This is a genomic window from Serratia sarumanii, from assembly GCF_029962605.1.
Classification (GTDB): domain Bacteria; phylum Pseudomonadota; class Gammaproteobacteria; order Enterobacterales; family Enterobacteriaceae; genus Serratia; species Serratia sarumanii.
Genome location: NZ_CP124750.1, coordinates 2,014,891 through 2,026,805 on the forward strand (window position 1 = coordinate 2,014,891; position 11,915 = coordinate 2,026,805).

10 protein-coding genes are annotated in these 11,915 nt (G+C 62.5%); 6 read left to right on the forward strand and 4 right to left on the reverse strand.

What is annotated here, in order from left to right; translation table 11 throughout:
* The first annotated feature begins 169 nt into the window (after positions 1 to 169).
* Genes hemA through kdsA form a run of 6 tightly spaced genes read left to right on the forward strand, consistent with a single transcriptional unit; the run spans position 170 to position 5,544 of the window.
* Positions 170 to 1,432, forward strand: coding sequence for a glutamyl-tRNA reductase (hemA, locus tag SSARUM_RS09625; RefSeq protein WP_033638164.1), 1,263 nt, complete (start codon positions 170 to 172; stop codon positions 1,430 to 1,432).
* Positions 1,433 to 1,463: 31 nt separating this feature from the next.
* Positions 1,464 to 2,549 carry a peptide chain release factor 1 gene (gene prfA, locus SSARUM_RS09630; RefSeq protein ID WP_033646391.1) on the forward strand — a complete coding sequence of 362 codons (1,086 nt, stop codon included), beginning with the start codon at positions 1,464 to 1,466 and terminating at the stop codon, positions 2,547 to 2,549.
* A complete protein-coding gene (prmC, locus tag SSARUM_RS09635) occupies positions 2,549 to 3,382 on the forward strand; it encodes a peptide chain release factor N(5)-glutamine methyltransferase (RefSeq protein ID WP_033646390.1) in 834 nt (277 codons plus the stop codon). The genes prfA and prmC overlap by 1 nt, the downstream gene beginning before the upstream one ends.
* A gap of 41 nt (positions 3,383 to 3,423) precedes the next feature.
* Positions 3,424 to 3,825, forward strand: coding sequence for a SirB2 family protein (locus SSARUM_RS09640; RefSeq protein ID WP_170310367.1), 402 nt, complete (start codon positions 3,424 to 3,426; stop codon positions 3,823 to 3,825).
* Positions 3,822 to 4,631: an invasion regulator SirB1 gene (gene sirB1 / locus SSARUM_RS09645; RefSeq protein ID WP_060424985.1), complete on the forward strand. Its 810-nt coding sequence runs from the start codon at positions 3,822 to 3,824 to the stop codon at positions 4,629 to 4,631. The genes SSARUM_RS09640 and sirB1 overlap by 4 nt, the downstream gene beginning before the upstream one ends.
* 58 nt (positions 4,632 to 4,689) lie before the next feature.
* Entirely contained in the window at positions 4,690 to 5,544 is an 855-nt protein-coding gene (kdsA, locus tag SSARUM_RS09650) for a 3-deoxy-8-phosphooctulonate synthase (RefSeq protein WP_004941087.1), read from the forward strand.
* A gap of 46 nt (positions 5,545 to 5,590) precedes the next feature.
* Here the strand turns inward: kdsA and dauA are convergent, their stop codons facing one another.
* The 4 genes from dauA to SSARUM_RS09670 form a co-directional block, all read right to left on the reverse strand.
* A complete protein-coding gene (dauA, locus tag SSARUM_RS09655; RefSeq protein WP_060429910.1) occupies positions 5,591 to 7,279 on the reverse strand; it encodes a C4-dicarboxylic acid transporter DauA in 1,689 nt (562 codons plus the stop codon).
* 232 nt (positions 7,280 to 7,511) lie between these two features.
* Positions 7,512 to 7,997 carry a heme-degrading domain-containing protein gene (locus SSARUM_RS09660; protein ID WP_049211442.1) on the reverse strand — a complete coding sequence of 162 codons (486 nt, stop codon included), beginning with the start codon at positions 7,995 to 7,997 and terminating at the stop codon, positions 7,512 to 7,514.
* Positions 7,998 to 8,135: 138 nt separating this feature from the next.
* Positions 8,136 to 11,609 carry a transcription-repair coupling factor gene (gene mfd, locus SSARUM_RS09665; protein WP_060429912.1) on the reverse strand — a complete coding sequence of 1,158 codons (3,474 nt, stop codon included), beginning with the start codon at positions 11,607 to 11,609 and terminating at the stop codon, positions 8,136 to 8,138.
* A 22-nt stretch (positions 11,610 to 11,631) separates the two neighbouring features.
* Complete coding sequence (locus tag SSARUM_RS09670) at positions 11,632 to 11,880, reverse strand: hypothetical protein (RefSeq protein WP_060429914.1); 249 nt, start codon at positions 11,878 to 11,880, stop codon at positions 11,632 to 11,634.
* Positions 11,881 to 11,915: the final 35 nt, after the last annotated feature.

Sequence of the window (11,915 nt, forward strand, 5' to 3'; positions counted from 1 at the left end):
ACCTACCTCATGACTATTTATCCTGCTGTATTTATTGCTTATTCATTAATTGATGTCATCTATGACAGCGATTGAACGGAAGATGCGGTTGTTACTTTTATTGATCCCGCGCATCAAGTAGAATGCCGTTCAACGAGAACCCGTACCAAGATAAGTATTACTCGAAGCAATGACCCTGCTGGCGTTAGGTATAAATCACAAAACCGCTCCGGTTTCTCTGCGTGAAAGGGTGACCTTCTCGCCAGAGTCCATCGATGAGGCGCTGACCAGCTTGCTCCAACAACCGTTGGTGCAGGGCGGCGTCGTGTTGTCCACCTGCAACCGCACCGAGCTGTACCTCAGCGTAGAGCAGCAGGAACACATGCACGAGCAACTGGTCGCCTGGCTGTGCGCCTATCACAACCTGCGTCCGGAAGAGGTGAAGAAAAGCCTGTACTGGCATCAGGGCAACGACGCGGTCAGCCATCTGATGCGGGTGGCCAGCGGGTTGGACTCATTGGTACTGGGCGAACCGCAGATCCTCGGCCAGGTGAAAAAGGCCTTCGCCGAGTCGCAACGCGGCCAGTCGCTCTCCGGCGAGCTGGAGCGTCTGTTCCAGAAATCCTTCTCTGTCGCCAAGCGCGTGCGCACCGAAACCGACATCGGCGCCAGCGCGGTTTCCGTGGCGTTCGCCGCCTGTACGCTGGCGCGGCAGATCTTCGAATCGCTGGCCGATCTCAACGTATTGCTGGTGGGCGCCGGCGAAACCATCGAGCTGGTGGCGCGCCACCTGCGCGAGCATAAAGTGCGGCACATGATCATCGCCAACCGCACCCGCGAGCGCGCGCAGCTGCTGGCGGACGAGGTCGGCGCGGAGGTGATCACCCTGCCTGAAATCGACGAACGCCTGGCGGACGCCGACATCATCATCAGTTCCACCGCCAGCCCGCTGCCGATCATCGGCAAAGGCATGGTGGAGCGCGCGCTGAAGGCGCGCCGCAACCAGCCGATGCTGCTGGTGGATATCGCCGTACCACGCGACATCGAACCGGAGGTCGGCAAATTGGCCAACGCCTATCTGTACAGCGTGGACGATCTGCACGCCATCATTCAAAGCAATCTGGCGCAGCGCAAAGCGGCGGCGGTGCAGGCAGAGTCGATCGTGCAGCAGGAAAGCACCAACTTCATGGCCTGGCTGCGCTCGCAGGGCGCGGTGGAAACCATCCGCGACTACCGTTCGCAGGCCGACCAAATTCGCGCAGAGATGGAAGCCAAAGCGCTGGCCGCCATCGCGCAGGGCGCCAACGTGGAGCAGGTGATACACGAGCTGGCCCATAAACTGACCAACCGTCTTATTCATGCCCCCACCAAATCCCTCCAGCAGGCCGCCGGCGACGGCGACGTGGAGCGGTTGCAGTTATTACGCGACAGCCTCGGGCTGGATCAACATTAGTTTTCTCTATTAACAGGGTTTATTACCACGCATGAAGCCTTCTATTGTTGCCAAACTGGAAGCGTTACAAGAGCGCCATGAAGAAGTGCAGGCGCTGCTCGGCGATGCCGGTGTCATCGCCGACCAAGACCGGTTCCGCGCGCTGTCGCGAGAATACGCGCAGCTGACCGACGTCAGCCGCTGCTTCCTGGAATGGCGTCAGGTGCAGGAGGATCTGGAGACGGCGGAAATGATGCTGGACGATCCGGAGATGCGCGAAATGGCGCAGGAAGAGCTGAAACAGGCGCGGGCGGCCAGCGAAGAGCTGGAGCAGCAGCTGCAGGTCTTGCTGTTGCCGAAAGATCCGGACGATGAGCGCAGCTGCTTCCTCGAAGTGCGCGCCGGCACCGGCGGCGATGAGGCGGCGATCTTCGCCGGCGATCTGTTCCGCATGTACAGTCGTTACGCCGAAGGCCGCCGCTGGCGCGTCGAGGTGATGAGCGCCAACGAAGGCGAGCACGGCGGCTTCAAGGAAGTGATCGCCAAAGTCTCCGGCGATGGCGTGTACGGCCAGCTGAAGTTTGAATCCGGCGGCCACCGCGTGCAGCGCGTGCCGGAAACCGAATCCCAGGGGCGCATCCACACCTCCGCCTGCACTGTGGCGGTGATGCCGGAAGTGCCGGAAGCCGAGCTGCCGGACATCAACCCGGGCGATCTGAAAATCGACACTTTCCGCTCCTCCGGCGCCGGCGGCCAGCACGTTAACACCACCGACTCGGCGATCCGCATCACCCACCTGCCGACCGGCATCGTGGTGGAGTGCCAGGACGAACGTTCACAGCACAAAAACAAAGCCAAGGCGATGTCGGTGCTGGGCGCGCGCATTCGCGCCGCCGAGATGGCCAAGCGCCAGCAGGCCGAAGCGTCCACTCGCCGCAACCTGCTGGGCAGCGGCGATCGTTCCGACCGCAATCGCACCTACAACTTCCCGCAGGGGCGGGTGACCGACCACCGCATCAACCTGACGCTCTACCGTCTGGACGAGGTGATGGAAGGCAAACTGGACATGCTGATCCAGCCGATCGTGCAGGAGTATCAGGCCGACCAGCTGGCTGCGCTGTCCGCCGAGCAAGAGTGATGGACTATCAACACTGGCTGAAAGCCGCCGCCGCGCGTTTGACCCACAGCGACAGCGCCCGGCGCGACGCGGAAATCCTGTTGGGTTTCGTGACCGGCAAGGCCAGGACCTTCCTGATGGCGTTCGGTGAAACCCTGCTGACGCCGCCGCAGCAACAGCAGCTGGAGACGCTGCTGGCGCGCCGCGAGCGCGGTGAGCCGGTGGCCTATCTGGTGGGCGAGCGCGAGTTTTGGTCGCTGCCGCTGTCGGTTTCGCCCGCAACGCTGATCCCACGCCCGGATACCGAATGCCTGGTGGAATTGGCGCTGGCGCGTCTGCCGCCGCAACCCTGCCACTTCCTCGATCTCGGCACCGGCACCGGCGCCATCGCGCTGGCGCTGGCCAGCGAGCGCCCGGATTGTTCGGCAATCGGCGTCGATGTGCAGCCGGAGGCGGTCGCGCTGGCGCAGCATAATGCGCGCAAGCTGAAGATCGACAACGTCCGATTTCTACAGGGCAGCTGGTTTGCGCCGGTGGCGGGGCAACGCTTCGCGCTGATCGCCAGCAATCCGCCCTATATCGATGCCGCCGATCCGCATTTGTCGCAGGGCGATGTGCGCTTCGAGCCCGGCAGCGCGCTGGTCGCCGCCGATCATGGGTTGGCGGATCTGGCCGCCATCGTGGGCCAGGCGCCGCACCATTTGCAGCCGCAGGGTTGGCTGCTGTTGGAACATGGCTGGCAGCAGGGCGAGAGCGTGCGCGCGCTGCTGCAGGCCGCCGGATTTTCCGCTGTCGCCACCCACCGCGATTACGGCGACAACGACCGCGTGACGCTCGGCCAATGGCCGGGATAAGCGCCACTGATAATAACGACGCCCGCGCCATTTAAGGGAGCATCATGACTGCATACACCGCGTTGAAACATTTCCATTTGCTGACGGTCGCCATCAGTATTACCTTGTTTGTGCTGCGTTTCTTTTGGCAGTGGCGCCGCTCGCCGATCATGGGCCGCCGCTGGGTCAAGGTAGCGCCGCACCTGAACGACACGCTGCTGTTCGTCAGCGGCATCGCGCTGGTGGTGACGTTCGGGTTTTATCCGCTGCTGGGTATGGACTCATGGCTGACCGAGAAGCTGTTTGGCGTTATTATCTATATCCTGCTTGGCTACGTCGCATTGGGCAAGAAGACCAAAAGTCAGCGGCTGCGAACCGTGGCGTTCGTGCTGGCGTTGGGCTGTCTGTATCTGATAATTAAACTTGCCACGACGAAAATACCGTTTCTGATGGGATACCTATGAGTAGCATTGCTGATTTTGAATTTAACGCCTCGCCGCTGAGCGAAGGGGTGATCCTGGTGTCGCAGTCGGTGCGGCGCGATTTTCCCGCTGCCGACGTGGAGCGCAAGCTGCAACAGCTGGTGGACGAAGCGCGCGCGGCGGTGCCGGTCGATATCACTCAGGAGCAGCAACTGGATGCGCTCATCGAGCTGTTCTACAAGACCTGGGGATTCGGCGGCGCCAGCGGCGTTTACCGCCTGTCGGACGCCATCTGGCTGGACAAGGTGCTGGAAGGGCGGCAGGGCACGCCGGTCTCGCTGGGCACCATTTTCCTGCACATCGCCAACGCGCTGGATCTGCCGCTGTTGCCGGTGATTTTCCCCACTCAGCTGATCCTGCGCGCCGACTGGCTGGACGAAGAGCTGTGGCTGATCAACCCGCTGAACGGCGAAACCCTGAGCGAGCACCAGCTGGAAGTGTGGATCAAGGGCAACCTGGGGCTGGGCGCCGAGCTGGAAGACGACGACCTCGACGAGTCGGAGAACATCATGGTGGTGCGCAAGATGCTCGATACGCTGAAGGCCGCCCTGATGGAAGAAAAACAGCTGGAAATGGCGCTGCGCACCAGCGAAACGGTGCTGTGCTTCGATCCGGAAGATCCGTACGAGATCCGCGACCGCGGGCTGATTTACGCCCAGCTGGAGTGCAACCATATCGCGATTTCCGATCTCAACTATTTTGTCGAGCAGTGTCCTGAAGACCCGGTCAGCGAAGTGATCAAAGTGCAGATCCACTCGATTGAGCCGAAACAGGTGACGCTGCATTAATTCAATGACTCCGCGCAGTATGCAAGGCGACGGTTACAACCTTAACAAAGGCGAAAGCATGAAACAGAAAGTGGTTAGCATTGGCGATATCGACGTAGCAAACGATCTGCCGTTTGTGCTGTTTGGCGGTATGAACGTGCTCGAATCGCGCGATCTGGCGATGAGCATCTGCGAACACTACGTCACCGTGACGCAAAAACTGGGCATTCCTTACGTATTCAAGGCCTCTTTCGACAAGGCCAACCGCTCTTCCATTCACTCGTACCGCGGTCCGGGCCTGGAAGAAGGGATGAAGATCTTTGAAGAGCTGAAAAAAACCTTCGGCGTGAAAATCATCACCGACGTGCATGAAGCGGCGCAGGCGCAGCCGGTTTCCGAAGTGGTTGACGTGATCCAGCTGCCGGCCTTCCTGGCGCGCCAGACCGATCTGGTGGAAGCGATGGCGAAAACCGGCGCGGTGATCAACGTCAAGAAGCCGCAGTTCGTCAGCCCGGGGCAGATGGGCAACATCGTCGACAAGTTCAAAGAGGGCGGTAACGACCAGGTGATCCTGTGCGATCGCGGCAGCAACTTTGGCTATGACAACCTGGTGGTCGACATGCTGGGCATCAACGTGATGAAGAACGTGACCGGCGGCCATCCGGTGATCTTCGACGTGACCCACGCGCTGCAGACCCGCGACCCGTTCGGCGCCGCGTCCGGCGGCCGCCGCGCTCAGGTGGCCGAGCTGGCGCGCGCCGGCATGGCGGTCGGCCTGGCCGGCCTGTTCCTCGAAGCGCACCCGGATCCGAACAACGCCAAGTGCGACGGCCCGTCCGCGCTGCCGTTGGACAAGCTGGAGCCGTTCCTGGCGCAGATGAAAGCCATCGACGACCTGGTGAAGAGCTTCCCGGAGCTGGATACCAGCAACTAAGCGATTATCGCCGTAAAAAAGCCCGACTCGTCGGGCTTTTTTACGTTTAGGCGTCGGTGGCCGCCAGCGCTTCCGGCAGCGTCGGGTAGAACTGCAAGCGGCCCTCGATCGGCTGCACCCGCGCGCGCGCCAGGGTTTTCAGCGGCTGGAATGGCACGTCGGTGATCACCAGCTTTTTGTCCGCCGGCAGCACCTCGATAAAGCGCCGCAGGGCGCTCAGGCCGCCGGCGTCGAGCACCGGCACCGCATCCCATTGCAGCACGATCGTGCGGTAGCCTTCGCTGCGCGCCAGCAGTTCGGTAAAGATGCGCTCGGCGGCGGCGAAGAACAGCGGGCCGTTCACCCGCAGCACCAGGCGGCCGTGGTCGGCGCTCAGCTCACTCAGCTTTGTCATACGGGCGATACGGCGCATAAACAGCAGCGACGCCAGCACGATGCCCACGGTAATGGCGATCACCATGTCGAACAGCACCGTCAGCGACATGCACAGCAGCAGCACCAGAATGTCGTCCTTCGGCGCCCGGCGCAGCAGGTAAACCACCTTGTGCGCCTCGCTCATGTTCCAGGCGACCATCAGCAGCAGCGCCGCCATCGCCGCCAGCGGCAGGTAAGAGAGCCACGGCGCCAATACCAGCAGCGCCAGCAGCACCAGCAGCGCGTGGATGATGGCGGATACCGGCGAGGTGGCGCCGGCGCGCACGTTGGCCGCCGAACGGGCAATCGCGGCGGTGGCGGTAATGCCGCCGAAGAACGGCGCGATGATGTTGCCCGCGCCCTGGCCGATCAGTTCGCTGTTCGAGTTGTGCTTCTTGCCGGTCATGCCGTCGAGCACCACCGCGCACAGCAGCGATTCGATCGCGCCGAGCATCGCCATCGAAAACGCCGCCGGTAACAGGGCGGAAACGGTTTGCCAGCTCAGGGTGAACGGCTGCCCGCCGCCGCCCGGCAGATCCCAGGGCAGCAGCAACTGCGGCAGGATCGGCGGGATGCCCTGTCCGCTGCTGCCGTCGGCCAGCAGGTAGCTGAAGCGCGAGCCGATGGTCGCCACCGGGTGATCAAACAGCGCCAGCAGTCCCATCAGCGCAGTGCCCGCCAGCAGCGCCGGCAGGTGGCCAGGCACCCGCAGGCCGAGCTTGGGCCAGAAGATCAGGATCAAGAGCGTCACCGCGCCGATCAGGGTATCACCGAAATCCAGCGTTGGCAGCGCCTGCAGCAGGGCGTGCAGTTTGCCGACGTAATTTTCCGGCGTGTGCGCCAGCTGCAGGCCGAAGAAGTCCTTGATCTGCATGGTGGCGATGGTGATGGCGATGCCGGAGGTAAAGCCGAGCGTCACCGGCAGCGGAATGTACTCGATCAGCCGGCCCAGGCGCGCCAGCCCCATCAGCAGCAGAAATACTCCGGAGATCAGCGTGGCGACCAGCAGGCCGGCCAAGCCGAACTGCTGCGAAACCGGATACAGGATCACCACGAAGGCGGCGGTGGGGCCGGAGACGCTGTAGCGCGAACCGCCGCTGACGGCGATGACGATGCCAGCGATGGCGGCGGTATACAGGCCGTATTGCGGCGGCACGCCGCTGGCGATCGCCAGCGCCATCGCCAGCGGGATGGCGATAATGCCGACCGTCACCCCGGCGATAGCGTCTTTCAGCAACCGCGCCAGGCTATAAGGTTCCCGCCAGCAGGCGTCTATCAGCGCGCTGAAGGGGCGAATTTTGTTTATTTCATGCGTTTTCATCTACGGTGCGTACCAAATCTTCAAAAGTGAAAGGAATGGCGGGCCCGATGAGGTCCGTCTTGTCACGTGACAGATACCATACGCCTTTTGCTCAGCGGATTACCAGACCTGTATCAATTTGGCGCAGGAAATCAGAGAGTCGCCCTTTTGTTTGGCGCTAAATGCCGATAACAGATAAGTCAGCCGCAGATTCTGCGGCTGAAAAGCAAAGGAACAATCGAGGTTTTAACGGTTAGTGCAGGGCGGGAAGAGATAAGCCGAGAAAGTTCGCTAAAGTGCTCACCAGCAGCTGATGGTCTTCTTTCTGCGGCGCGCCGGAAATGCTGATGCTGCCGACGCAGCCGAGGCCGGTCAGGGTGAGCGGGAAGGCGCCGCCGTGCACCGAATAGTCGCGCACGTTCAGCCCGTAGCGTTCCTCCAGCGACGTTTGCCGCTGCTGCAGGCGCAGGCCGATGGCGTAAGAGCTTTTGTGAAAATGGTTCACCAGATTACGCTTGCGCCGCACCCAGTCGGCGATGTCCGGCGTGGCGCCCGGCATGGCGTAATAAAACAGCGTTTGCCCGGCCAGTTGGATCTCGATGGCGATGCTCAGGCCGCGCCGCTCGGCGGCGGTTTTCAGCGCCGCGCCCAGTTCCCAGGCGGTGGCGGCATCAAAATGGGTAAAGGCCAGCGTCGCTTCCTGTTCGCTGAGCGCCTGCAGTTCATCGTCGATATTCATGCGGTTCTCCCCCGATAACACAGGGCACAGAGTAGCCTGAAGCGCCTGGGGAGGGATAGAAGGCTTGGCGATAAGATAGAACCGCCCGGCCGCAGCCGGGGATGGGAGCGTGCGCCCCGGCGAGCGGGGCGCGTGGCTTCAGGCCGCCAGCGTGTGTTCGCGGAAGGCGTCCAACAGCTCTTCGGTGAACGTCAGGCGTTTTTGGCGATCGGCCAGATCGAGCGTGAACTTCAGCTTGCTCGGGCCGTCCAGGCGGTAAACCTGCGGATTGCCCTGCAACAGGCCAATCAGATAACCGGGATCGACGCGGTTGTTGTCGCCGAACTCGATAAAGCCGCCGCGCTCGTTGCTCTCGATGCGTTTGATGCCCAGCTTCTGCGCATGCAGGCGCAGCGCCGCGCACTGCAACAGGTTGCGCGCCGCGTCCGGCAACTGACCGAAGCGGTCGATCAGCTCGACTTTCAGCTCATCCAGCTCGCCGTCGCTCTTCGCGCTGGCGATGCGCTTGTACAGCGACAGGCGGGTATTGACGTCGGGAATGAAATCTTCCGGCAGCAGCGTCGGCATGCGCAGTTCCACCTCGGTCTGGCTGCTGGTGAGATCTTCCAGTGACGGTTCGCGGCCGTTTTTCAACGCATCGACGGCGCTTTCCAACAGCTCCATGTAGAGCGAGAAGCCGACGGTGGTCATCTGGCCGCTCTGGTCTTCGCCCAGCAGCTCGCCGGCGCCGCGGATCTCCAGATCGTGGGTCGCCAGCGCGAAACCGGCGCCGAGATCTTCCAGCGACGCGATGGCCTCTAGCCGTTTATGGGCGTCGGCGCCCATGGCTTTCGGGTTTGGCGTCAGCAGATAGGCGTAAGCCTGGTGGTGCGAGCGCCCAACGCGGCCGCGCAGCTGGTGCAGCTGCGCCAGGCCGAAGCGATCGGCGCGCTCGATGATGATGGTGTTGGCGCTGGGAATATCGATGCCGGTTTCGATGATGGTGGTGCACACCAGCACGTTGAAGCGCTGGTGGTGGAAATCGTTCATCACCCGTTCCAGATCGCGCTCGCGCATCTGGCCGTGGCCGATGGCGATGCGCGCTTCCGGTACCAGTTCCGCCAGGCGCTGCGCCGCTTTCTCGATGTTTTCGACGTCGTTGTAGAGGTAGTAAACCTGGCCGCCGCGCAGCACTTCACGCAGGATCGCCTCGCGCACGACCAGGCTGTCGTATTCGCGCACGAAGGTCTTCACCGCCAAGCGGCGCGCCGGCGGGGTGGCGATGATCGACAGATCGCGCATGCCGCTCATCGCCATGTTCAGGGTGCGCGGGATCGGCGTGGCGGTCAGCGTCAGGATATCGACGTCGGCGCGCATCGCCTTGATACGTTCTTTATGGCGCACGCCGAAGCGGTGTTCTTCATCGACGATCAGCAGCCCCAGGTCTTTCCAGCGCAGATCGCTCTGCAACAGCTTGTGGGTGCCGATGATGATGTCCACCTTGCCTTCTGCCGCGTCGTCCAGCACCTGCTGCTGCTCTTTGGCGCTGCGGAAGCGCGACATCATCTCGATGCGGATCGGCCAGGTGGCGAAGCGATCGCGGAAGTTGTCGAAGTGTTGCTGCGCCAGCAGGGTGGTCGGCACCAGCACCGCCACCTGCTTGCCGTTTTCCACCGCCAGGAAGGCGGCGCGCATCGCCACTTCGGTTTTGCCGAAGCCGACGTCGCCGCACACCAGGCGATCCATCGCCAGCGGCTGACACATGTCGCTCAATACGGCATTGATCGCCTGTTCCTGATCCGGCGTGGTTTCGAACGGGAAGCTCTGGCAGAACAGCTGATACTGTTCGCGGTTGTGTTTGAAGGCGAAACCGGCCTTGGCGGCGCGCTGGGCGTAGATATCCAGCAGCTCCGCCGCCACGTCGCGCACCCGCTCGGCCGCTTTCTGCCGCGCGCGCGTCCAGGCGTCGCCGCCCAGTTTGTGCAGCGGGGCGTTTTCGTCCGCGCCGCCGGCGTAGCGGCTGATCAGATGCAGCGAAGAAACCGGCACGTACAGCTTGTCCTCACCGGCGTAGGAGAGGATAAGGTATTCGGCCTTGATGCCGCCGGCCTCCAGCGTGGTCAGGCCGACGTAGCGGCCGACGCCGTGCTCCAGGTGCACCACCGGCTGGCCGGGATGCAGCTCCGCCAGGTTGCGGATCAGGGTATCGGTGTTGATGGTGCGCCGGTTGTCCTGCCGGCGGCGGCTGACGCGCTCGCCGAGCAGATCGCTTTCGCAGATCAGCGCCCGCCGGCGCAGGCCGTCGAGGAAGCCGTGTTCCGCGGCGCCGACCATCATGTAACGGCCCGCCGTTTCCGTCTGATCGAGGCGTTGAATCAGCGCCGGCGCCAGCTTGATGCGGCCGAGCAGATCCTGCAGCGTTTCACGCCGCCCCTCGCTCTCGACGGAGAAAATTACGCTGCCGTCGAAGCCTTCGATAAAGCGCCGCAGGTTATCCAGCGGGGATTTATGCTGCGCCTGCACCGCCAGATCGGGCAGGGCATGGTAGTCCAGATTGGTATTGCCGGCCTTGGCCGGCAGCTCATCGGTTTTCAGCGCGATGCGCGGCCAGGCCTTCAGCTCGCCGAACAGCGCGTCGACGCGCAGCCACAGCGTATCCGGCGCCAGCAGCGGGCGCATCGGATCGACGCGGCGGCTTTCGTAACGCTGGTTGACGTCTTGCCAGAAGCGCTCGGCGGCGCCCTCCAGATCGCCGGTATTGACGATCAGCGTGTTGGCCGGCAGGTAGCTGAACAGCGACGGCAGCGGCTGGCTGAAGAACAGCGGCTGCCAGTACTCGATGCCGGCCGGCCAGGCGCTTTTGCTGACCTGCTGATAGATGTGTTCGGCGTCGCGGCGCACCTCGAACTGCTCGCGCCACTGGCTGCGGAACAGCTCGATGGCGTTCTTGTCGGTGGGGAACTCGTGGGCCGGCAACAGATTGATGGCCTCGACTTCGCTCAGCGTGCGCTGGCTATCGACGTCGAAGATGCGCAGGCTGTCGATTTCGTCATCGAAAAAGTCGATGCGGTAAGGCTCATCGCTGCCCATCGGGTAAAGATCGAGCAGCGCGCCGCGGGTGGCGAATTCGCCGTGCTCCATCACCTGATCGACGCTGCGATAGCCGGCCTGTTCCAGCTGCGCGCGCAGCTTGTCGCGCGACAGGCGCTGGCCTTTCTTCATCACCAGCGCGTGGCCGTGCAGGAACTCGTGCGGGCAGACGCGCTGCATCAGGGTATTGACCGGCAAAATGATCACGCCGCGCGCCATGGTCGGCAGATGATACAGGCTCGACAAACGATCCGAGATGATTTCCTGATGCGGCGAGAAGCTGTCATACGGCAGGGTTTCCCAGTCGGACAGCGTGGTCACCATCTGGTCGGTGAACTGCTGGATCTCGTCGCGCAGCCGCAGGGCGTTTTGCATGTCCGGCGCGATCAGCATCACCGGGCCAGGGTGGCGTTCGACGATCTCGGCGCACTCCACGGCGCAGGCCGCGCCGGTCAGTTGCCCCAGCTGGCGCAGATCGCCTGCGCGATCGGGCAGAGAATAACGAGGGGATGAGGAACGGTTACGGCTATCGGAAGTGCTCATTCAGGTATCTTTAATCAATGTGTTAGAGGGCGTTCCGGCACGGATAACCCAGCGCCTTTATGCTGTTTATAGTAGCCCAGCGGCCGGCAAACTGACACAGCAAAAAGCGCTGCTCATCGCTTTTTTGCCGATTATTTAACCGGTTGACGCCGTCGACTTTTTGCGGCGACGGGGCAATATTGCGCTCATCTGCCGCCGCCGTTCTCCTCTGCGCCACGCAATAAAAGATCGTCGGGTGTTCCCTAAACGAGGGAGAGCCTTTATCATCCATGATCACTTTGCTTAAGCCACGGCTATCAAACGGAT